Raw genomic sequence first — 21,418 nt, forward strand, 5'->3', positions numbered from 1 at the left:
GCATCACGCTCTACTTCCTTGATTCTAGAGCGGATTCAGATTTTAGGTCGACTCGACCTAAATCCGGCTCTAGCGGGCGCTGATCGCCAACCGGACACCGAGGGCGACGAAGAGCGTGCCGAGACCGCGATCGAGCCACAGGCCGAGGCTCCGATTGCGTCGAAGCGCCTCGCTAAGACGACCGCCGAGCAGGATCAGCGGCGGCTCGATGAAAGCGGCGACGACGATGATCAAGCTGCCATGCAGCAAAAGCTGCGCCCAGACCGGGCCGGCGCCTTCGACGACGAATTGCGGCAGGAAGGCCAGGAAGAAGATCGCTACCTTCGGGTTGAGCAGCGAGACCATGATGCCCTGCCGATAGATGCGACTGAAGGGCAAGGTCTTGCCGCCCTCCTTGATCCATGCCGCCTCGCCCTTCGAGCGCAGCGCCTGGATACCGAGCCAGATCAGGTAGGCAGCACCGACCCATTTGACCGTCGAGAAGGCCAGCGCGGAGGCAGCAAGAATCGCCGAAAGACCGGCGGCCGCCATCAGCACATGCAGGCACGCGCCGCTCCAGATGCCGAACAGCGCCGCAAAGCCCGAGCGCATGCCGCTTCTGATCGTATGGCCGAGAATGAAAGCGATATCCGGCCCCGGCGACAGATTGAGGAGGGTTGCAGCGGTCAGAAAGCCCATCCAGTGCGCAAGCGAATAGTCAAACATCGATCATCATCCATAAAACCCGGCATAAAAGCTGACACGATCGCCGTTGATACGGAAATCATTAGTTTTGATGGGCCGAGAAAGACATTATCTGTCAGCCGAGCGCGATTCGTCGCGGAAAGCAACGCATTCGAAGTTTGAGAACCGCATCCGATGGCCAAAGCCCGCACACAATTCATCTGCCAGAACTGCGGCACGGTCCATAATCGCTGGGCCGGCAAGTGCGACAACTGTGGCGCATGGAACACCATCGTCGAGGAAGATCCGCTGGGCGGGATCGGCGGCGGCCCGGCCAAGACGCCGCGGAAGGGCAAGCCGGTCACGCTGACCACGCTTTCCGGCGAGATCGAGGAAGCGCCGCGCATCCATACCGGCATATCCGAGCTCGACCGCGCGACAGGCGGTGGCTTCGTTCGCGGCTCGGCCGTTCTCGTCGGCGGCGATCCCGGCATCGGCAAGTCGACGCTACTAATGCAGGCGGCTGCCGCCCTCGCCCGGCAAGGACACAAGATCGTCTATGTCTCCGGCGAAGAGGCCGTGGCGCAAGTTCGTCTGCGCGCTCAGCGGCTGAAGGCTGCCGATACGGAAGTGTTGCTCGCCGCCGAAACCAATGTCGAGGATATTCTGGCGACGCTCGCGGAAGGCAAGCGGCCGGATCTCGTCATCATCGACTCCATTCAGACGCTGTGGAGCGAGCTTGCCGAATCCGCACCCGGCACGGTGACACAGGTGCGCACCGGCGTGCAGGCGATGATCCGCTTCGCCAAGCAGACAGGAACTGCGATGGTGCTGGTCGGCCACGTCACGAAAGACGGCCAGATCGCCGGACCGCGCGTCGTCGAGCATATGGTCGATGCCGTCCTCTATTTCGAAGGCGACCGCGGCCATCATTACCGCATCCTGCGCACGGTGAAGAACCGCTTCGGCCCGACCGACGAAATCGGCGTGTTCGAAATGTCCGACGCCGGCCTGCGCGACGTGCCCAATCCATCCGAGCTCTTTCTCGGCGAGCGCAATGAAAAATCGCCGGGTGCGGCCGTCTTTGCCGGCATCGAAGGCACGCGCCCGGTGCTGGTCGAGGTGCAGGCGCTGGTCGCGCCGACATCGCTCGGCACGCCGCGCCGCGCCATCGTCGGTTGGGATTCGGCGCGTCTTTCGATGATTCTCGCCGTTCTGGAAGCGCATTGCGGCGTCAGGCTCGGCCAGCACGATGTTTATCTCAATATTGCTGGCGGCTACCGCATTTCCGAGCCGGCTGCGGACCTTGCCGTCGCTTCTGCACTGGTTTCCTCCTTGGCCGGTCTTGCCCTGCCCGCCGATTGCGTCTATTTCGGCGAAGTCAGCCTGTCGGGCGCCGTCCGGCCGGTTGCGCACACCGCCCAGCGCCTCAAGGAAGCCGAGAAGCTGGGATTTTCCGGGGCTGTCCTGCCTGCCGCTTCCGCCGATCTACCGAAGGTCAACGGCGGACGCTGGAGCGAGATCGACAGCCTGCCGGATCTGGTGGCGCGCATTGCCGGATCGAAAGGTGCGCTCAAGCGCGCGGAAGACGAAGACTGAGCCTTACTTCAGCCGTTCTTGGCGAAGAAGAGGCTCATGAATTGAGGCCGATGCCGACCATGAGGTTCGGCAAGTCTTGAAGTGGATTATAAATGCCCATTACGATTTTCGACGGTATTGTTATCGGCGTTCTTCTCTTCTCCGCCGTTCTGGCCATGGTTCGCGGTTTTTCGCGCGAAATACTATCGATCGTCAGCTGGGGTGGGTCGGCGGTCGCCGCCTACTATCTTTATCCGCTGCTCGTTCCCTATGCCCTGCAATACAAGGCCGATACCAAGATCGCAACGATCGCGTCTGCCGCCGTCATCTTCCTGCTGGCGCTGATCATCATCTCCTTCATCACCATCCGGATCGCCGATTTCATCATCGACAGCCGCATCGGTGCGCTCGACCGGACGCTCGGCTTCCTCTTCGGCGCGGCCCGCGGTCTGCTCCTGATGGTGGTCGTCGTCGCCTTCTGGAACTGGCTGGTGGCCCCAGCCGCCCGTCCGGACTGGGTCAACAACGCCAAGTCCAAACCTTTCCTGGATTCGATGGTCGAAAAGCTGAAGTCGGCGCTTCCTGAAAATGTCCAGGCCATGCTGCCGCCCGAGATCATCAACAAGATTGCGCCGAACCAGCAGCAACAGCAGCAGCAGCAGGGAGGTGGCGACAACGCCGCGCCGAACGATACCGCGCCGTCGGATGATGCGCCCGCGCCGCAGACAAACAATTGACAGTGCGTTTACAGGCTTGACCTGCCGCCCGAGAATCGCCATTTGAGCGGCGTGACGATAGAAGATCCGGCCCGATATTTTTTCCGGCCGGATTTTAAGTTATTTTAATGGTCACTTGTGACGCCGCCCCGATCCGTCCACGTTGAGAGCAAAGGCCCGCAGCCATGAACCATTCCGTTTCCATCGAGGACGATATCGACGGCGATACGCTGCATGAAGAATGCGGTGTCTTCGGCATTCTGGGACATCCGGATGCGGCGACGCTGACGGCGCTCGGCCTGCACGCCCTGCAGCATCGCGGCCAGGAAGCGGCCGGCATCGTCTCCTTCGATGGCCAGCGCTTCCATTCGGAACGGCGGATGGGTCTGGTCGGCGACCACTATACCGACCCTGCCACGCTCGCGCGGCTACCCGGCGACCGCTCGATCGGCCATGTACGCTATTCGACCACCGGCGAAACGATCCTGCGCAATGTCCAGCCGCTGTTTGCCGAGCTGGAAGTCGGCGGCATCGCGATTGCCCACAACGGCAATTTCACCAACGGCCTGACTATGCGCCGGCAGCTGATCGCCGATGGCGCCATCTGTCAGTCGACTTCGGATACCGAAGTCGTGCTGCATCTCATCGCCCGCTCCAAGCAAGCCTCCTCCTCCGACCGCTTCATCGATGCCATCAGGCAGATGGAAGGCGGCTATTCGATGCTCGCCATGACGCGCACGAAGCTGATCGCCGCCCGAGACCCCATCGGCATCCGGCCGCTGGTCATGGGCGAACTCGACGGCAAGCCGATCTTCTGCTCGGAAACCTGTGCGCTCGACATCATCGGCGCGAAATACGTCCGCGACGTCGAAAACGGCGAAGTCATCATCTGCGAGATTCAGCCTGATGGTTCGATCACCATCGACGCCCGCAAGCCGGAAGTTTCCCGCCCCGAGCGTCTTTGCCTGTTCGAATACGTCTATTTCGCCCGTCCCGATTCCGTTGTCGGCGGCCGTAACGTCTATGTCGCCCGCAAGAACATGGGCATCAATCTCGCCAGGGAAGCGCCTGTCGCGGCCGATGTGGTCGTGCCGGTTCCGGACGGCGGCACGCCCGCCGCCATCGGCTATGCGCAGGCAAGCGGCATTCCCTTCGAGCTCGGCATCATCCGCAACCATTATGTCGGCCGCACCTTCATCGAGCCCACGCAGCAGATTCGTGCCTTCGGCGTCAAGCTCAAGCATTCCGCCAACCGCGCCATCATCGAGGGCAAGCGCGTCGTGCTGATCGACGATTCCATCGTGCGCGGGACGACGTCCGTGAAGATCGTGCAGATGATCCGCGATGCTGGCGCCAGCGAGGTGCATATCCGCGTCGCCAGTCCGATGATCTTCCATCCGGATTTCTACGGTATCGACACGCCCGATGCCGACAAGCTGTTGGCAAACCAGTACACGAGCCTGAAGGCCATGTGCGAGTATATCGGCGCGGATTCGCTGGAGTTCCTGTCCATCGACGGCCTTTACCAGGCTGTCGGCGGCGAGCCCCGCAACAATGCGCAGCCGCAGTTCACCGACCATTATTTCACAGGCGATTATCCGACCCGCCTGCTCGACAAGGAAAGCACCAGCAACGTGCGCAAGCTTTCCGTTCTCGCCAGCAACGGCTGAGCCAAGGATTGACAGGGGCATTTTGCCCCTTTTCTCTTCCATGCATTCGGATCAGGACAGAATGAGCGTCAATCTCAAGGACAAGATCGCGGTCGTGACAGGCGCATCGCGCGGCATCGGCTATTTCACCGCATTGGAGCTGGCCAAGGCCGGCGCGCATGTGATCGCCTGCGCCCGCACGGTCGGGGGCCTTGAGGAGCTCGACGACGCCATCAAGGCTGCCGGCGGCTCGGCAACTCTCGTTCCTTTCGACCTTGCAGACATGAATGCCATCGACGCGCTCGGCGCTTCGATCTACGAGCGCTGGGGCAAACTCGATATTCTCGTCGCCAATGCTGGCGTCCTCGGCGTGATCTCGCCGATCGGCCATGTCGAAGCCAAGGTATTCGAGAAGGTGATGACCATCAACGTCACCGCCACCTGGCGGCTGATCCGCTCGGTCGAGCCGCTGCTGATGCGTTCCGATGCCGGACGCGCGGTCATCCTGTCATCGGCTGCCGCCCATCGCTGCCGGCCTTTCTGGGGCCCTTATTCCGCATCAAAGGCTGCCGTCGAGGCTCTGGCGCGAACCTGGGCAGGTGAAACGCAGAGCACGCCGCTACGCATCACCAGTGTCGATCCGGGCGCCACCCGCACCGCCATGCGCGCTCAGGCCATGCCAGGCGAAGATCCGGATACGCTGCCGCATCCCCGCGACGTCGCCCAGGCGATCCTGCCGCTCACCGGCCCCGACGTCACCGAGACCGGCAAGCTCTTCATCGTGCGCAAGAACAAGCTCGTCGACTACCGGATGCCGGAATAAAAACACCGCCCTCCGATACCGGAGAGGAAGTGTTCCCACTTGACCAAATTCTTCCGGCGCGCGATAAAGTCGCCCATGAAAACGGTTATCTGCATTATCTGCCGGAAGATTATTCGCTAGCGCTTCGCTGGCCTGGCCGTTTTCGTCTCCCAAAATCCAAGATGACAAACGTCCGGCCTGCCGGTGACGGTATTTTTTCGGATTTATGCCTTGGGAGAGTGATATGGCCGCCGAGCCGCAATTGAAGTTCTACAACACGCTGACGCGCGAAAAGGTCGATTTCCAGCCGATCGATCGCGGCAATGTTCGCATGTATGTCTGCGGCCCCACGGTCTATGATTTCGCCCATATCGGCAATGCCCGCCCGGCGATCGTGTTCGATGTGCTGTTCCGGCTGCTGCGGCACGTCTACGGCGAGAGCCACGTCACCTATGTCCGCAACATTACCGACGTCGACGACAAGATCAACGCGCGTGCGCTACGCGATCATCCCGGCCTGCCGCTGAACGAGGCGATCCGCCTTGTCACGGAGAAGACCGAGCGGCAGTATCGCGAGGATACGAAGGCACTCGGCTGCATGGAGCCGACCGCGCAGCCGCGTGCGACCGACAATATCGCTGAGATGATTACGATCATCGAGACCCTGATCGCCAAGGGGCATGCATATCGGGCAGCCGGTGAAGTGCTGTTCGATACCAAGTCGATGGCCGATTACGGTCAGCTCTCGAAGCGCAATCTCGACGAACAGCAGGCAGGCGCCCGCGTCGCCGTGGACGAACACAAGAAGAGCCCCGGCGATTTCGTGCTGTGGAAGTTGTCGGACGAGAACGAGCCAGGCTGGGAAAGCCCCTGGGGCCGCGGCCGTCCGGGCTGGCATATCGAGTGCTCGGCCATGAGCGGGCGCTATCTCGGCGATGTCTTCGACATTCACGGTGGCGGTCTCGATCTGATTTTCCCGCATCATGAGAACGAAATCGCGCAATCGCGTTGCGCGCACGGCACGCATGCCATGGCGAATGTCTGGATGCATAACGGCTTCGTGCAGGTCGAAGGCCGCAAGATGTCGAAATCGGAAGGCAATTTCGTCACCATCCACGAGCTGCTGCAGACGGACAAGCTCGGCGGCCGGACATGGCCGGGCGAGGTCCTCAGGCTTGCCATGCTGATGACGCATTATCGCGAGCCGATCGACTTTTCCGTCAAGCGCCTCGAGGAAGCCGAACGGCTGATCGCCAAATGGCCAACGGGGGATGCCAGCGGTGCCGCGCCGGATCAGACGGTCCTTGCCGCTCTCGGCGACGATCTCAACACCGTCGCCGCCATTCAGGCGCTGCATGCCCTGGCACAGGCCGCCAATGCCGACGCCAACCTCCTGCCGGTGTTCGCGGCCAGCGCCGGTCTTCTCGGCCTGCTGCCGAAGAAGACGGAGATTGACGAAGCCGTGGTCGCGGAGATCGATGCCAAGGTGCGCCAGCGTCTGGAGCTGCTGAAGGCGAAGAACTTCGCCGAGGCCGACAAGCTTCGCGAGGAGCTGACGGCCATGGGCATCCAGCTCAAGGACGGCAAGGATGCGGTGACAGGCGAGCGGACCACAAGCTGGGAGATCAAGCGGTGAGTCTGGTTACCCCCACGCATACTCCAGTGCCACCGAAGATCCGCAGCAGATCGTGCCGTGTCGATCCGGCTATCCAGCCACCAGCATCCCGATCACGATACCTCGAGCTGGCCACAGGAGAAGCGTCATGACTGAAGCAACCAGAAGCGGAGGATGCCAATGCGGTGCCGTGCGGTTTCGCATTCGCGGCCAGCTCGGCCGCCCCTCGATCTGCCATTGCCGCATGTGCCAGAAGCAGTTCGGCAATTTCTTCTCCGCGCTCGTTACCGCACCTGAAGACGGCTTGGAATGGACGCGCGGTGAACCGACCTATTTTCAGTCCTCCGTCAATATCGACCGCGGTTTCTGCAAGAACTGCGGCACGCCGTTGACCTACCGTCATCCGGGCGGCCTCGAAATAGCCATCGGCGCCTTCGACGAGCGCGACGATCTCGCTCCGCAGATCCAGGTCAACCACGCCTATCGCTTGCCCTGGGTGGAGACGATCTTCGAAAAGCCCATCCATCAGGATCCGGATTTCTATTCGCGGCAGGAACAGATCATCTCCTTCCAGCATCCCGATCACGACACCGATATCTGGCCGGCGGAGGGGCTGAAAATATGACCGAGATACTGCGCACGCTTTATCCGGAAATCGAACCCTATGCTTCCGGCCATCTCGATGTCGGAGACGGTCACGTGATCTATTGGGAGCGCGTGGGAACGCCAGGCGCCAAGCCTGCCGTCTTCCTGCATGGTGGCCCGGGCGGCGGCATCTCGCCGAGCCACCGCCGCGTGTTCGATCCGGCGCTTTACGATGTGACCCTGTTCGACCAGCGCGGCTGCGGGCGCTCGACGCCGCATGCCGGCCTGGAAGCCAATACGACCTGGCACCTGGTTGACGATATCGAACGACTGCGCAAAATGGCCGGTGTGGAAAAGTGGCTGGTTTTCGGCGGCTCCTGGGGCTCCACGCTGGCGCTCGCCTATTCCGAAACGCATCCGGAGCGGGTTTCCGAACTGGTTGTGCGCGGCATCTATACGCTGACGAGAGCCGAGCTCGACTGGTATTATCAGTTCGGCGTCTCTGAGATGTTCCCTGACAAATGGGAGCGCTTCATCGCCCCTATCCCGCCGGAAGAGCGCCATGAGATGATGGCGGCCTACCATCGGCTGCTGACGCATCCCGATAAGGCCGCCCGCCTGGAGGCCGCCAAGGCATGGTCGATCTGGGAAGGCGAGACGATCACGCTTCTGCCGGAGCCTGCCGTCAGCGCCCAGTTCAAGGATGCGGAATATGCGCATGCCTTCGCCCGCATCGAGAACCATTTCTTCGTCAATGCCGGCTGGCTCGAGGAAGGCCAGCTGCTGCGCGACGCCTACAAACTGAAAGACATTCCCGGGGTCATCGTCCACGGCCGCTACGACATGCCCTGCCCGGCACGCTATGCCTGGGCGCTGCACAAGGCCTGGCCGAAAGCGGAATTTCACCTGATCGAGGGTGCCGGCCATGCTTCGTCTGAGCCTGGCATTCTGGATCAGCTCATCCGCGCCACGGATAAGTTTGCAGGCAAAGCATAGGCCGGGCACCCCAGTATCAATAACCGGTTCGCCGGAGGAAACAGTATGACACGCGAAAAAATCTATCTCTTCGACACGACGCTCCGTGACGGGCAGCAGACCCCCGGCATCGATTTCTCGGTCGAGGACAAGATTGCCATTGCGACCATGCTGGATGAGTTCGGCCTGGACTATGTCGAGGGCGGCTATCCCGGCGCCAACCCGACCGATACGGCTTTCTTCAGTGAGAAGCGCACGAATTCCGCCTCCTTTGTCGCCTTCGGCATGACCAAGCGCGCCGGCATTTCCGCCTCCAACGATCCCGGCATTGCGAGCCTGCTGCAGGCGAAATCCGACGCGATCTGCTTCGTGGCCAAGAGCTGGGACTATCACGTCAAGGTGGCACTCGGCTGCACGAACGAGGAGAATCTCGAAAGCATCGCCGAAAGCGTCAAGGCGGCCATCGGCGTCGGTAAGGAAGCGCTGGTTGATTGCGAGCACTTCTTCGACGGTTACAAGGCCAATCCGACCTACGCGCTCGCCTGCGCGAAGACGGCCTATGACGCCGGAGCGCGCTGGGTCGTGCTCTGCGACACCAATGGCGGCACGCAGCCGCCGGAGATCCGTGCCATCGTCGAGGCCGTCATCGCCTGCGGCGTCCCCGGGCACTGTCTTGGCATCCATGCCCATAACGACACCGGCCAAGCGGTTGCCAATTCGCTTGCCGCAGTCGAAGCGGGTGTGCGCCAGATCCAGGGCACACTGAACGGCATCGGCGAGCGCTGCGGCAACGCCAACCTGATCACGCTGATCCCGACACTGGCGCTGAAGAGAGCCTATAGCGAGCGTTTCGAAACCACGATCGATGCGGAGCGGCTCGTCGGGCTGACCCGCCTTTCGCACGCTTTCGACGAACTGCTCAATCGCTCCCCGGACCATCAGGCGCCCTATGTCGGCGCCTCCGCCTTCGCGACCAAAGCGGGTATTCACGCCTCGGCGCTGCTGAAGGATCCGCGCACCTACGAGCACGTGCCCCCGGAAAGCGTCGGCAATTTCCGCAAGGTCATGGTGTCCGATCAGGGCGGGAAGTCGAACTTCATCAACGCCCTGAAGCGGCGCGGCATCGAGGTCGGCAAGGACGACCCGAAGCTCGACCAGCTGATCCAGATCGTCAAGGAGCGCGAAGCGACGGGCTATGCTTACGAAGGCGCGGATGCGAGCTTCGAGCTGCTGGCACGCCGCACGCTCGGCACCACTCCGGAATTCTTCGCGATCGACGGTTTCCGCGTCATGGTCGAGCGCCGCTTTGATTCCCACGGCCGGGTAAAGATCGTCTCGGAAGCGGTGGTGAAGATCATCATCGACGGCGAAATCATCATGTCGGTCGCCGAAGGAGATGGCCCGGTCAATGCGCTCGACCTGGCTCTGCGCAAGAATTTCGGCAAATACCAGCATGAGATCGACGATCTGGAACTGGCCGACTTCAAGGTGCGCATCCTCAATGGAGGTACGGAGGCCATCACCCGCGTTCTGATCGAATCCATGGATAGCGACGGCGTACGCTGGTGGACGGTCGGCGTGTCCGAAAACATCATCGACGCGTCGTTCCAGGCACTCATGGATTCCGTCATCTACAAGCTGATGAAGAACCGGCATATGGCTGGCAAGATAGCGGCGGAGTAATCCGCCGCCCATCAAAAAGCTTGACGATGCCGTCAATGAAATGAATTAGCCATGCCGCATGCATTGGAGTAATCCCGTCTCAAATAACAGAGAATGACGGGAAAATTCATGGCCACCGACGCGGTCCAACCGGAAATCAAGAACAGCGATGCTATCCGGGGCTTCGGCTTCGCGCTGACTGCCTATCTCTTCTGGGGCATTCTGCCGCTCTATATGAAGGCGCTCGCGCATATCTCGGCCTTCGAGGTTATCGCCCATCGCATTGTCTGGTCGGTTCCCGTCGCCGGTATCGTGCTGCTGGCGCTTGGCCGCCTGGGCGACATCAAGGTGGCGTTTCGCAATCGGCGGACGATCGCCATGGCGTCACTGACCGCAGCGCTCGTCACCATCAACTGGGGAACCTATGTGTGGGCCATCGGCGCCGGCCATTCGCTCGATGCCGCCCTCGGTTACTTCATCAACCCGCTATTCAGCATCGCGCTCGGCGCCATCCTGCTTAAGGAAAAACTGGCGCCGACGCAGGTCGTCGCCATCTGCCTTGCGGCCATTGCGGTCATCATCCTGACGGTGAAGGCCGGCACCGTACCCTGGGTGGCGCTGACGCTGACCTTGACCTGGGGCTTCTATGCCTTTTTCCGCAAGACGCTGCCCGTTGGCGCCAATCAGGGCTTCTTCATCGAGGTGCTGCTGCTCTGCATTCCGGCAGCGCTTTACATCCTCTATCTGGAGGCGCGCGGCGAAGGCCATTTCTACCAGACCGGTCTTTCCGATACTGGACTTCTGCTCGGCTGCGGGCTGGTAACGGCGCTGCCGCTGATGATCTTCGCCAACGGTGCAAAGCTTCTTAGAATGTCGACCATCGGCATCATGCAGTATATCGCACCGACAATGGTCTTCCTGATCGCCGTCTTTTTGTTCAAGGAGCCGTTCGACACGCCACAGCTCATCGCATTCTCGCTGATCTGGGCCGGTCTCGTGCTCTACAGCTGGTCGATGCTGCGTCAGAGCAGGGAGCGCTAACCAGCAAGCCTGGTTAGCAGATCCTTAGTCAAAGCTTGGAAATGACGGCTTCTTCGCCGCCGCGGTCGCCATGCGTCTCGGCGGCGTGCTTGCGGATGGCCGGGATGATATCGGCGATCTTGTCGATGACCAGCGGCTGGACGCGGTGGGCGGTATGGATGAAGCCCTCTTCCATCATATGGCGGATGAGTTCCATCATCGGATCCCAGAAGCCGTTGATATTGGCGAAAACCATCGGCTTTTCGTGACGACCGAGCTGACCCCAGGTCATGATCTCCACAATCTCTTCCAAAGTGCCAATGCCGCCGGGCAGCGCCACGAAAGCGTCGGCGCGCTCGAACATGCCATGTTTGCGCGCGTGCATATCAGGGGTTATGATGAGTTCGTCGAGCTGACCGAGCGAATGGCGCGTCGCTTCCATGTCGACCAGAAATTCCGGAATGATGCCGGTGACTTGACCGCCGTGCGATAGCACGCCGCTTGCGACAGCGCCCATGATGCCCTTCGTTCCGCCACCATAGATCAGGCGCAAGCCGTTTTCGGCAATGCTTTTGCCGAGTTCGCGGCCGGCAGCCATGTAGGAAGGATCGCGTCCCGGCTGCGAGCCACAATAGACGCAAATGGTTCGAATTGGCGTGGAATCGTCGGTCATGGATGCAAAGAACTATGCTGCAGATGCGCAGTCAAGATTTTTCAAAGGAAAACTTGTGTCGGAACATGCGAAAATGGCTGAGAAAGCTTGTAAAAGCAGGCGAAATCGCTAGCAATTTCAGGAGTTGCGACGACTTCGCCGCGTGGAGATGAATGATGATGAAGAACCGTGCCGGTTGGCTGGCTCTGTTGGTGTTGGCAATTGCGACCCTGCTGATGGTCTTTTTTGTGATGCCACGCATCAACGGCGACAAGAATCCAATCGGCAGCGCCGTCAATCAGGCAGGCGACGCAGTGAAGAATACGATCGAGGAAAACGCGCAGAAGGCCGGTGAGGCCACGCAGAATGCCGCATCGGGCGCCATCAACACCGCCGATCTTGTGAAGAAGCTGACCGAGTTGACGGGGGCTGCCACGGCCTCGCTTACGGATCTCAAGGCATTGTTCAAGGATGGCGCCAGCCCGGCTCAGGACGTCTTTGCCGCTGCAAAGACGAAGGCGATCACGGCGCTGCAGTCGATCGTCGGCTTCTCCCTTCCGCAAGGCATCGACGCGACAACGACGGGGCTCGTCAAGAAGGTACAGGACGGGGCGGCCAAGGCGCTCGTCATCACCCAATCTCTCCCGGAAAACGCCGCGGAAGCCGGCAGCGCGATCGACAAGGCAATGGCGGCACTGACCGGCCAGGCAGCACCTGGAGCTGCGGCACCTGGGACAGACGCTGCTGCAAAATCTCGGGTACCGTCATTCGACGTGCTGCGTGTCGAGCCGGATGGCTCCACAGTCATTGCCGGCTCGGCCGAGCCGAACGCGAAACTGGAGATCGTCGATGGGGATAAAGTGGTCACCACGACCAATGTCGGCCCGAGCGGCGACTTTGCCGCCGTCCTCGACAACCCGCTGCCGCCCGGCGATCATGAGCTGATGCTGCGGGCGACGGGCAAGGACGGCAAGGTTGCCACCTCAGAGGAAGTCGCCACCGTCTCCGTGCCGAAGGACGATTCGACGCAGCTTCTCGCAATGGTCTCCAAGCCGGGCGCCGCAAGCCGCATCATCACCGCCCCCTCGGTCAAGCAAGGCCGCGTGGCATCAGCCGATCAGAATGCGACGGCTGCACAACCGCAGACCAAGGCAACGGACGGTGCTGCGACGGCAACGGATGCCAAGCCGCAGCAGCAGGACGGCGCGGTTGTCGCATCCGCCAACCCCGCAGCCGGCACGACTGCGAAGACGGGTGCAGGTCCGGAGGTCGTGGTCAACGCCGTCGAAATCGAAAACGACCATATCTTCGTTGCCGGCAGCGCGAAGCCGAATTCCAAGGTGCGCGCCTATGCCGACGACAAGCTCATCGGCGAGAACGTTGCGGAAGCGGATGGCCATTTCGTCGTCGACGGACCAATGCCGCTTGCCGTCGGCGACCACAAGATCCGCGTCGACGTGCTCGACGGAGCAGGCAAGGTCACTGTTCGCACCAACGTCAACTTCACGCGGCCGGAGGGCAATCAGGTAACGGTGGCGGCTCAGACGCCGCCTGCCGCCAGTGGTCCGGGACAAGCATCGGCCACGAGCATGGTGCCGCTCGACGAAGGCGAGCTCGCCAAGCTCAAGGAAGGCGCCGGCAAAGCCTTCGCACTGCTCAAGAGCCTGTTTGCCGACGGCAAGCAGCCAAATGTGGAACAGCTCGCTGCAGCTCGCTCCGGCACGGAAATCGCCCTGAAATCGCTTTCGGAATTTCGTCCGTCCATCAATGCCACTGCGGACCTGAAGAAGGCCGCGGCCGACGCGGCGAGAGCTGCGGCCAAGGCGCTGGGCGCATTGGAGCTCCTGCCGAAGGATGCGAAATCGGTCGGCGCGGCGCTGCCGGGCCTCGAACAACTTGTCGCAGCGGTTACCGCTCCCGTTCAAACGCCACCAGCGCAGCCGAACGTGGAGGTTTCCTCCAGCGACGGCGGCCCGAAAACGCTGGAGCAGGCACCGCTTTCGCAAGACGCCAATGCCGTCATCATTCGCCGTGGCGATACGCTCTGGCAGATTTCCCGCCGTACCTATGGTGCCGGCGTGCGCTATACGACCATCTATCTGGCCAACGAGGACAAGATCAACAATCCGGACCGGATCCTTCCAGGTCAGGTCTTTGGCCTGCCGAAGGATGCGCTGCCGAATGCCGAAGAACTTCACCGCAAGCGGCTGTCCGGCGAACATCTCTAGGGCGGAAACTCCCACCATTGGCACCATCAACAATGGCCAGGCGCCTCAGCGTCTGGTCATTGCTTTTATGCGTCATAAAAATAGTGTAAGCGTCGCGCGACCTTCATCGCCTTCGCCGAACGGTCTGTCCCGCATGCGAAGGTTTCACAGCCAGCCGTGCAATGGTTGCCACGCCAGGCTGTGCCAATCATTCGCCGGAGACGGGCATGGCTGACCGCAACAAAACAATATCGGCGGATTCCAGCAATCCGATGAACACGATCGTCAATCTCTGGCCCTATATGTGGCCGACCGGGCGCATGGACCTGAAAATGCGCGTCGTCTGGGCAACGGTCTTCCTGCTGGCTTCCAAATTCTTCCTCCTGCTGGTCCCCTATTTCTTCAAATGGTCCGTCGATGCGCTGAACGGCAAGCTCGACATGCAGGGCATCCTGCCGGCCTTCATGGTCGGCGCCATCGCGTTGATCGTCGCCACCAATCTGACGCGCCTGATCCAGCTCGGCCTGAACCAGCTCCGCGATGCGCTGTTTGCGAGCGTCGGCCAGTATGCGGTGCGCCAACTCGCCTACAAGACGTTCGTACACATGCACGAACTGTCGCTGCGCTTCCATCTGGAGCGAAAGACCGGCGGCCTCTCTCGCATCATCGAACGCGGCACAAAGGGCATCGAGACCATTGTGCGCTTCACCATCCTCAACACGTTCCCGACCTTCATCGAGTTCCTGCTGACCGCCATCATCTTCTGGCGCGGCTACGGCTTCTCCTATCTCGCCGTGACGGCGGTGACAGTCTGGCTCTACATCTGGTTCACCGTCAGGGCGAGCGACTGGCGCATCTCCATCCGCCGGACGATGAACGACAGCGACACGGACGCCAATACGAAGGCGATCGATTCGCTCCTCAACTTCGAAACCGTCAAATATTTCGGCAACGAGGAGATGGAGGCCAGGCGCTTCGACCAGTCGATGGCGCGCTACGAGAAGGCCGCCACCAGCGTCTGGACATCGCTCGGCTGGCTGAACTTCGGCCAGGGCGTGATCTTCGGCCTCGGCACGACGGTCATGTTGGTCATTTCCGGCTGGTCGGTTCTGAATGGCCACCAGACGGTCGGCGACTTCGTCTTCATCAATGCGATGCTGCTGCAGCTCTCGGTGCCGCTGAATTTCATCGGCTTCGTCTATCGCGAGATACGCCAGGGCCTGACCGACATCGAGGAAATGTTCGATCTGCTCGAAGTCAGGCCCGAAGTGGTCGATACAGCCGGCGCCACGGAACTCGTGATCGGCCACGGCGCGATCTCGTTCAAGGACGTGCATTTTGCCTATGATCCCGCAAGGCCGATCCTGAAGGGTATTTCCTTCGAGGTGCCCGCCGGCAAGACCGTCGCCGTCGTCGGGCCTTCGGGTGCCGGAAAATCGACGCTGTCGCGCCTCCTCTATCGTTTCTACGATGTGCAGAGCGGCTCCATCACGATCGATGGTCAGGACCTGCGCACCGTGACGCAGAAAAGCCTGCGCAAGGTCATCGGCATGGTGCCGCAGGATACCGTGCTCTTCAACGACACCATCGCCTACAACATCCGTTACGGCCGGCCGGGCGCGAGCGAGGCGGAAGTGACCGGAGCGGCCGAGATCGCCCAGATCGGCGAATTCATCCGCAATCTGCCCGAAGGCTTCGAGACCAAGGTCGGGGAACGCGGCCTCAAATTGTCGGGCGGCGAGAAGCAGCGTGTCGCGATCGCCCGCACCATTCTCAAGGCGCCGCCGGTCCTGATCCTCGACGAGGCGACCTCGGCGCTCGACACGACGACCGAGCGCGAAATACAGGCCGCCCTCGACGTCGTTTCGAAGAACCGCACGACATTGGTCATCGCGCACCGCCTTTCGACGGTAATCGGCGCGGACGAGATCATCGTGCTGAAAAGCGGTGTGATCGCCGAGCGCGGCACACATGCGGATCTTCTGGCGCAGAATGGGCTATATGCCTCCATGTGGAACCGACAGCGCGAGGCAACACAGGCCGAAGAACATCTGAAGCAGGTGCGCGAAAACGACGATCTCGGCGTGGTCGACCGGCTGGCGCCCGCAAGCTGAGCCAGCCGCACAAAAGCCGCAACAAGCGGCTCCGGCAGGGAACGACCCGGTGAGTTATGCACGGATCGTTGTCACGAGGCTGAGATGGCAGCTTGCTAGGTACGAGGGTCCTTTCAACGGAGCCCCCAAAATGCGTACTATTGCCAAAGCTTTAAGCATATTGTTCGTCGTCGGCCTTGCCTCGCCGGTGTTTGCCGAAGATGCCAAGCCGTTCACCGATGCCAAGGAGATCAATCTCCTCGATCTGTTGCCGCCGCCGCCCGCCAATGATTCCGCGCAGATGAAGGCAGAGCTCGGCGAAATCCTGACGATCCAGGTGACCCGCACGCCGGAAATGGCGGCTCGCGCCGTGGCCGACGCGGAAGAGAATGTCTGGCGCTTTTCCGATGCCATCGACAATCCGAAGTTCACCAAGGAAAACCTGCCGAAGTTTTCCGCCTTCTTCGATCGCATCGTCGAGACCGAGGGCGCTGTCGTTGATCCGGCCAAGAATGTCTGGAAACGTCCGCGCCCGCATCTCTACAGCGACCTGGTCAAGCCGATCGTGCCGCTCTCCAAGTCCGGCTCCTATCCATCCGGCCACGCCACGCTCGGCACGCTGATGGGCATCGTGCTGTCGAACATGGTGCCGGAAAAGCGCGCCGTCATCATGAGCCGCGCCTGGGAATATGGCCATAACCGCATCGTCGGCGGCATCCATTACGCCTCCGACATCGAAGCCGCCCACATTGCGGGCACGGTCATCGCAGAAACCATCATGACGCATGACGACTACAAGGGCGAATACGAGGCTGCCAAGGCAGAGCTGCGCACCGCCCTCGGCCTCTGATTTAGGCTTGGAGCGGCTCAGCTTTCCAACGGAAGCTCTGAACCGCTCGATCTTTTGTTGCCTGGCAACTCCGAAATGAAAGGCCGCCGCCGTCCTCGACGGCGTTTCATTGCATCTGATGCGAGTTCTCATAGGTAACTCTTTTCAAGTCAGGGGATCGTTGGCATCTTGGCGCAACGCGGATTGCGCTGGGGGGAACGTGCGAGAGCATTGCCCATGACAGCGTTTGCCTGTAGTCACGCTCGACTGGTAATCAGAGCAAGACTGCGTATCTTATTCGCATTCTTTTGACCGGCATGATCTCCTCCCGCGACCGCGACCCGGTTTTCGGTGAGGGTGCCCTAACGGAGTAGGCCATAGATGAGCTTATTGAACAGCGTACGCAACGTCATCGTTCCGGTACACAAGGAAGGCTATCCCTTCGTTGCAGGTTTCTTCGTCGCGTCGCTCGTGCTCGGCTGGATCTTCAAGCCGCTCTTCTGGATCGGCCTGATCCTCACGCTCTGGTGCGCCTACTTCTTCCGCGACCCCGAACGCATGACGCCGCAGGACGACGACCTCGCAATCTCGCCGGCTGACGGGAAGGTCTCCGGCGTGCAGATGGTGACGCCGCCGGCGGAACTCGATCTCGGCACCCAGCCGATGCTGCGCATCTCGATCTTCATGAACGTCTTCGACTGCCATGTGAACCGTTCGCCAATGCGCGGCCGCATCACCAGCATCGCCTATCGCCAGGGCAGTTTCCTCAATGCCGAACTCGACAAGGCCAGCGAACAGAACGAGCGCAACGGTCTCGTCATCGAGACCAAGCATGGCCAGATCGGGGTCGTGCAGATCGCCGGCCTCGTCGCCCGCCGCATCCTTTGCTTCGTCAATCCGAACGAACCGCTGGATGCCGGCGAGCGCATCGGCCTCATCCGCTTCGGCTCCCGCCTCGATATCTTTCTGCCCGAAGGCGCTTCGGCGCGTGTCGCCGTCGGCCAGCGGGCAATCGCCGGCGAAACCGTTATCGCCGAATTCGGCTCGGCAAAGGGCGCAACCCTTAGCCGCCGCAGCTGAACCCTGGAGCATTTCCGCGTTAACAAGCTACGGAAATGCCCCATATCATTGTTTTCATGCAATTCCAGACGCAACCCTGCTTCGCAGTCTTGCTGGAATTGCTCCAGGAACACGAACGAGATGAAGACGCCTTTTCCGCCTTTCGAACCGCATGGGCCCAATGACGAAGCGCGTGGACCGCGCCTTCGGGAAATCCCGCTGCGGCTGATCGTGCCGAACATGATCACCGTTCTGGCGATCTGCGCGGGCCTGACGGGCATTCGTCTCGCTTTCGAGAACCGCTACGAGCTTGCCGTCGTTGCCGTCTTGGTCGCCGCCTTCCTCGACGGTATCGACGGGCGCGTGGCGCGGCTGATGAAGGCGACTTCGAAATTCGGCGCACAGATGGATTCGCTCGCCGATATCGTCAATTTCGGTGTCGCTCCGGCGCTTGTCGTCTATGTCTTCCTGCTCGACCAAGCCCGCTCCCTTGGCTGGATAGCCGCGCTGATCTACACGATCGCTGCCGGCCTTCGCCTTGCCCGCTTCAACGTCATGGCCGAGCGCGAGCACAAGGCCTCCTGGCAGTCCGAATATTTCGTTGGCGTGCCGGCGCCTGCCGGCGCCATGCTTGTACTGCTGCCGGTCTATCTCGGCTTTCTGGGTCTGGCGCCGGACCGTACCTTCGCCTATTGGGGAGCCGCCTACACCGTTCTGATCGGCTTTCTTCTGGTCAGCCGCCTGCCCGTCTGGTCCGGCAAGTCGGAAGGCAGCCGTATCAGGCGTGATCTGGTTCTGCCGATCATGCTCGGCCTTGTCGTCTACGTCGCGATGCTGATGAGCTATACGTGGCATGTCATGGTGGTGACGGTCGTCGCCTATCTGCTCTCGCTACCCTTCGGTGCGCGGTCCTGGGCCAAGAAATACGGGACCTATACCATCAACGGTCCCGGCGATCCGGATGTCGACGATTCCAACGACGATATCGGTCGCCATATCTAGTCAGGATGCTGACGCGCTTTTGCCGGCATCGCCCGCTGCAACCGCAAGTCTGTAAGTTCCCCTTATTAAATCGGCGGCGCGGCGATCGGTCGCGGATCGAATGAAAAGCCGCCCAGGCCCCGCTTTTCGGCGGATTCAAACATTGCGGCAGTGTGGATTCTACACGAGGATTCGGCGCTAATCTCTCGAAATATGGTCGTTGTTCACAAAAGCTGATTGGAAAACGCCTTCGATTTGTCATGTTTCTCGACAAAACAGCACTACTTGATAGTGAATCGCGAAATGCTCCGGGAGAGCATGGTGAGGAGTGAGACATGACACAGAAGAAAGATCAGGCGGCACAACCGCAAGCAAAGATCGACCCTAGCAAGCATTACCGCCCGCTAGGCCTGAAAGCCGTTCTTGCAGCGCATCTGATGCTGAAGACGAAGCCTATCAAGAAGAAGATCGCTTAACAGCATAGAGCCCAAGCCCGCCGCCGACCAATGCCGGCATCATATCCGGTCGCAGCTGCTGAATGGCCGCCGCTCAGAGAAGGCTAAGCTGGCCGTCTTCCGGATCCGCCTTCTTCGCCGGCTTCCTGACCGGATCGAGCGCTACGGGCGCCTGCAGGTCAGGCCCCATATTGGCGACCTTGTTGACACGATCCGAAACCGGAATCGCCTCGAAAAAATCCTCTTGGACCGGCGTCATCAGATCGAGGACCTCACGCGGCTCCTGCGTCTTGCAATCGAGCCAGCGGGCGAAATCCTCCGGCTTGATGACGACGGGCATGCGATCATGGATGGACCGGATCGCGCTGTTTGCCGCGGTCGTCAGGATGGCGCCGGTATCGACCTCCGAACCATCGGCCGACGACCAGGTTTCCATCAGTCCGGCAAAGGCGATGACGCCGCCGCTGCGCGGACGGATCCAATAGGCCTGCGGCTTCTCGCCGCTTTCCTTCGAAGGGCGGTGCCATTCGTAAAAGCCGGAAGCGGGAATGAGGATGCGGCGATGACGCATGGCGGCACGGAAGGACGCCTTGCCGATCGCCGTTTCCGCCCGCGCATTGATCAGCAGCGGAAACTCCTTTGGGTCCTTCACCCAGTCGGGCATAAAGCCCCAGCGCACGAGCAAGGCGCGGCGATCCGGCATGTTGCTGCCCGGCCGCTGCCTGTCGCCCGATATGACGACAAGGATCGGCTGCGTCGGTGCGATATTATAGCGCGCGGGGAAAGCCTCGTTCAGCAGGACGCCGAGCGCTTCCCCCACGTGATCTGCCGTCGATGTCAAAGCGAAACGTCCGCACATGGGTCCTGTTTTGCACTCGAAACGCGGTGGGTCAAGTTCAGCCGCGAGGGCCGAAGAGAATGATCGCGGCACCGGCCAGGCAAACGACGGCGCCTGTTATATCCCACCGATCCGGCAATCGCCCTTCGGCCAGCCAGAGCCAGAGAATGGAAGCGACGATATAGACGCCGCCGTAAGCAGCAAAGGTGCGCCCGGCAGCCTCGCTCGGCACCAATGCGAGCAGCCAGGCAAAGAGCGCCAGCGAGACGAGGCCGGGCACAAGCCACCAGACCGGTTTTGCCAGGCGAAGCCAGGCCCAGAAGGCGAAGCAGCCGCCAATTTCGGCCAAGGCCGCCAAGGCATATAGCCCATAGATCATCTCGATGATCACCCGCACATTCGGCGCGTGCGACTCGCCGCGCCTTTCGAGGGCGAGTTAAGGGGCTTTCCCTAGGGACAGCAAGAGCGGTTTCCTGTAGAGGATGTTCGTCGATAGTCTCCGGTCACCACCCTGATCTCCTCATTCGAATGCGATGCGATCCATGACCTCCCCGCCCCGCCCCGCCTCCTCTGCCATCCTTGAGCGCAACGGCCGTTTCCTGCTGGTGCTGCGCAGCAATCCGCCGTCCGCCGATATGTATGCCTTTCCGGGCGGACGGGCCGAGGAGGGAGAAGCGCCTGATGAGGCGGCGCTGCGCGAATTCAGGGAGGAGACCGGCATATCAGCCCGCAACCCACGCCTGTTCGAAACCTATGATCTGCGCTCCCATGCAGCCGACGGAACACTCACAAGCCACTTCCTGCTTTCCGTCTTCCTCGTCGATGCCGATGAGGATGCGGTTGCCGAGGCGGCCGACGACGCGGCGGCCATCGGCTGGTACACGCTGGAGGAGGTGCGCCGCCTGCCCGTTCCGGCCAGCGTGCTCGAATGCGTGGAACGACTTGCTGCAGCAAACGCATAGCTCAGCCCCGAAATTAACGATGCTGAACAATATCGGCGTGGAAACTACCTAGCGCGCCTTGTTCCCGTCATGCTTGT

At 61.2% G+C, this 21,418-nt stretch carries 20 protein-coding genes; 16 read left to right on the forward strand and 4 right to left on the reverse strand.

Annotated features, from left to right (window positions below):
• Positions 1-69: 69 nt before the first annotated feature.
• On the reverse strand, positions 70-705 hold the full coding sequence (locus FHT84_RS15350; RefSeq protein ID WP_113250690.1) for a LysE family translocator: 636 nt from the start codon (positions 703-705) through the stop codon (positions 70-72).
• Positions 706-858: 153 nt separating this feature from the next.
• On the opposite strand from FHT84_RS15350, the gene radA reads away from it, so the two are divergent.
• From radA to rarD, 9 genes are all read left to right on the forward strand, one after another.
• The gene (gene radA, locus FHT84_RS15355; protein WP_113250691.1) at positions 859-2,262 is read left to right on the forward strand and encodes a DNA repair protein RadA; all 1,404 of its coding nucleotides are present in this window, start codon (positions 859-861) and stop codon (positions 2,260-2,262) included.
• 92 nt (positions 2,263-2,354) lie between these two features.
• Entirely contained in the window at positions 2,355-2,978 is a 624-nt protein-coding gene (locus tag FHT84_RS15360) for a CvpA family protein (protein ID WP_113250692.1), read from the forward strand.
• Between the two features lie 164 nt (positions 2,979-3,142).
• On the forward strand, positions 3,143-4,627 hold the full coding sequence (gene purF / locus FHT84_RS15365; protein WP_112342722.1) for an amidophosphoribosyltransferase: 1,485 nt from the start codon (positions 3,143-3,145) through the stop codon (positions 4,625-4,627).
• A 61-nt stretch (positions 4,628-4,688) separates the two neighbouring features.
• Positions 4,689-5,429 carry an SDR family NAD(P)-dependent oxidoreductase gene (locus tag FHT84_RS15370; RefSeq protein ID WP_183763151.1) on the forward strand — a complete coding sequence of 247 codons (741 nt, stop codon included), beginning with the start codon at positions 4,689-4,691 and terminating at the stop codon, positions 5,427-5,429.
• A 223-nt stretch (positions 5,430-5,652) separates the two neighbouring features.
• The gene (gene cysS / locus FHT84_RS15375; protein ID WP_169644849.1) at positions 5,653-7,044 is read left to right on the forward strand and encodes a cysteine--tRNA ligase; all 1,392 of its coding nucleotides are present in this window, start codon (positions 5,653-5,655) and stop codon (positions 7,042-7,044) included.
• A gap of 127 nt (positions 7,045-7,171) precedes the next feature.
• Complete coding sequence (locus FHT84_RS15380) at positions 7,172-7,648, forward strand: GFA family protein (protein ID WP_112342720.1); 477 nt, start codon at positions 7,172-7,174, stop codon at positions 7,646-7,648.
• Positions 7,645-8,604: a prolyl aminopeptidase gene (gene pip / locus FHT84_RS15385; protein ID WP_113250694.1), complete on the forward strand. Its 960-nt coding sequence runs from the start codon at positions 7,645-7,647 to the stop codon at positions 8,602-8,604. Before FHT84_RS15380 ends, pip begins: the two co-directional genes overlap by 4 nt.
• 45 nt (positions 8,605-8,649) lie before the next feature.
• Positions 8,650-10,266, forward strand: a complete 1,617-nt coding sequence (gene cimA / locus FHT84_RS15390; RefSeq protein WP_113250695.1) for a citramalate synthase — start codon at positions 8,650-8,652, stop codon at positions 10,264-10,266.
• A 108-nt stretch (positions 10,267-10,374) separates the two neighbouring features.
• The gene (gene rarD / locus FHT84_RS15395; protein ID WP_183763148.1) at positions 10,375-11,286 is read left to right on the forward strand and encodes an EamA family transporter RarD; all 912 of its coding nucleotides are present in this window, start codon (positions 10,375-10,377) and stop codon (positions 11,284-11,286) included.
• A gap of 28 nt (positions 11,287-11,314) precedes the next feature.
• On the opposite strand, the gene FHT84_RS15400 is transcribed toward rarD, so the two are convergent.
• Positions 11,315-11,938 carry a TIGR00730 family Rossman fold protein gene (locus FHT84_RS15400; protein WP_112342716.1) on the reverse strand — a complete coding sequence of 208 codons (624 nt, stop codon included), beginning with the start codon at positions 11,936-11,938 and terminating at the stop codon, positions 11,315-11,317.
• Between the two features lie 155 nt (positions 11,939-12,093).
• Here FHT84_RS15400 and FHT84_RS15405 point away from each other — a divergent pair, with 155 nt between their 5' ends.
• The 6 genes from FHT84_RS15405 to FHT84_RS15430 all read left to right on the forward strand — a co-directional run bounded on the left by FHT84_RS15405 (position 12,094) and on the right by FHT84_RS15430 (position 19,562).
• Entirely contained in the window at positions 12,094-14,145 is a 2,052-nt protein-coding gene (locus FHT84_RS15405) for a LysM peptidoglycan-binding domain-containing protein (protein WP_113250766.1), read from the forward strand.
• A gap of 206 nt (positions 14,146-14,351) precedes the next feature.
• On the forward strand, positions 14,352-16,238 hold the full coding sequence (locus FHT84_RS15410) for an ABC transporter ATP-binding protein/permease (protein WP_113250697.1): 1,887 nt from the start codon (positions 14,352-14,354) through the stop codon (positions 16,236-16,238).
• 130 nt (positions 16,239-16,368) lie between these two features.
• Positions 16,369-17,067, forward strand: coding sequence for a phosphatase PAP2 family protein (locus tag FHT84_RS15415; protein WP_113250698.1), 699 nt, complete (start codon positions 16,369-16,371; stop codon positions 17,065-17,067).
• A 360-nt stretch (positions 17,068-17,427) separates the two neighbouring features.
• Positions 17,428-18,126, forward strand: coding sequence for a phosphatidylserine decarboxylase (locus FHT84_RS15420; protein ID WP_113250699.1), 699 nt, complete (start codon positions 17,428-17,430; stop codon positions 18,124-18,126).
• A gap of 120 nt (positions 18,127-18,246) precedes the next feature.
• Positions 18,247-19,107, forward strand: coding sequence for a CDP-diacylglycerol--serine O-phosphatidyltransferase (pssA, locus tag FHT84_RS15425; protein ID WP_112342712.1), 861 nt, complete (start codon positions 18,247-18,249; stop codon positions 19,105-19,107).
• A gap of 314 nt (positions 19,108-19,421) precedes the next feature.
• Complete coding sequence (locus FHT84_RS15430) at positions 19,422-19,562, forward strand: hypothetical protein (RefSeq protein WP_169644843.1); 141 nt, start codon at positions 19,422-19,424, stop codon at positions 19,560-19,562.
• A gap of 73 nt (positions 19,563-19,635) precedes the next feature.
• On the opposite strand, the gene FHT84_RS15435 is transcribed toward FHT84_RS15430, so the two are convergent.
• On the reverse strand, positions 19,636-20,400 hold the full coding sequence (locus tag FHT84_RS15435) for an SOS response-associated peptidase (protein WP_112342711.1): 765 nt from the start codon (positions 20,398-20,400) through the stop codon (positions 19,636-19,638).
• Positions 20,401-20,437: 37 nt separating this feature from the next.
• Entirely contained in the window at positions 20,438-20,758 is a 321-nt protein-coding gene (locus FHT84_RS15440; protein WP_112342765.1) for a YnfA family protein, read from the reverse strand.
• Between the two features lie 163 nt (positions 20,759-20,921).
• On the opposite strand from FHT84_RS15440, the gene FHT84_RS15445 reads away from it, so the two are divergent.
• Positions 20,922-21,341: an NUDIX domain-containing protein gene (locus FHT84_RS15445; RefSeq protein WP_112342710.1), complete on the forward strand. Its 420-nt coding sequence runs from the start codon at positions 20,922-20,924 to the stop codon at positions 21,339-21,341.
• Positions 21,342-21,418 lie beyond the last annotated feature (77 nt).

The sequence above is a fragment of the Rhizobium sp. BK289 genome (genome assembly GCF_014193575.1).
GTDB lineage: Bacteria > Pseudomonadota > Alphaproteobacteria > Rhizobiales > Rhizobiaceae > Rhizobium > Rhizobium tropici_C.

Coding starts and splice junctions, on each gene's coding strand:
- FHT84_RS15350 (WP_113250690.1), bottom strand. CDS start 705: ATGTTTGACTATTCGCTTGCGCACTGGATGGGCTTTCTGACCGCTGCA.
- radA (WP_113250691.1), top strand. CDS start 859: ATGGCCAAAGCCCGCACACAATTCATCTGCCAGAACTGCGGCACGGTC.
- FHT84_RS15360 (WP_113250692.1), top strand. CDS start 2,355: ATGCCCATTACGATTTTCGACGGTATTGTTATCGGCGTTCTTCTCTTC.
- purF (WP_112342722.1), top strand. CDS start 3,143: ATGAACCATTCCGTTTCCATCGAGGACGATATCGACGGCGATACGCTG.
- FHT84_RS15370 (WP_183763151.1), top strand. CDS start 4,689: ATGAGCGTCAATCTCAAGGACAAGATCGCGGTCGTGACAGGCGCATCG.
- cysS (WP_169644849.1), top strand. CDS start 5,653: ATGGCCGCCGAGCCGCAATTGAAGTTCTACAACACGCTGACGCGCGAA.
- FHT84_RS15380 (WP_112342720.1), top strand. CDS start 7,172: ATGACTGAAGCAACCAGAAGCGGAGGATGCCAATGCGGTGCCGTGCGG.
- pip (WP_113250694.1), top strand. CDS start 7,645: ATGACCGAGATACTGCGCACGCTTTATCCGGAAATCGAACCCTATGCT.
- cimA (WP_113250695.1), top strand. CDS start 8,650: ATGACACGCGAAAAAATCTATCTCTTCGACACGACGCTCCGTGACGGG.
- rarD (WP_183763148.1), top strand. CDS start 10,375: ATGGCCACCGACGCGGTCCAACCGGAAATCAAGAACAGCGATGCTATC.
- FHT84_RS15400 (WP_112342716.1), bottom strand. CDS start 11,938: ATGACCGACGATTCCACGCCAATTCGAACCATTTGCGTCTATTGTGGC.
- FHT84_RS15405 (WP_113250766.1), top strand. CDS start 12,094: ATGATGAAGAACCGTGCCGGTTGGCTGGCTCTGTTGGTGTTGGCAATT.
- FHT84_RS15410 (WP_113250697.1), top strand. CDS start 14,352: ATGGCTGACCGCAACAAAACAATATCGGCGGATTCCAGCAATCCGATG.
- FHT84_RS15415 (WP_113250698.1), top strand. CDS start 16,369: ATGCGTACTATTGCCAAAGCTTTAAGCATATTGTTCGTCGTCGGCCTT.
- FHT84_RS15420 (WP_113250699.1), top strand. CDS start 17,428: ATGAGCTTATTGAACAGCGTACGCAACGTCATCGTTCCGGTACACAAG.
- pssA (WP_112342712.1), top strand. CDS start 18,247: ATGAAGACGCCTTTTCCGCCTTTCGAACCGCATGGGCCCAATGACGAA.
- FHT84_RS15430 (WP_169644843.1), top strand. CDS start 19,422: ATGACACAGAAGAAAGATCAGGCGGCACAACCGCAAGCAAAGATCGAC.
- FHT84_RS15435 (WP_112342711.1), bottom strand. CDS start 20,400: ATGTGCGGACGTTTCGCTTTGACATCGACGGCAGATCACGTGGGGGAA.
- FHT84_RS15440 (WP_112342765.1), bottom strand. CDS start 20,758: ATGATCTATGGGCTATATGCCTTGGCGGCCTTGGCCGAAATTGGCGGC.
- FHT84_RS15445 (WP_112342710.1), top strand. CDS start 20,922: ATGACCTCCCCGCCCCGCCCCGCCTCCTCTGCCATCCTTGAGCGCAAC.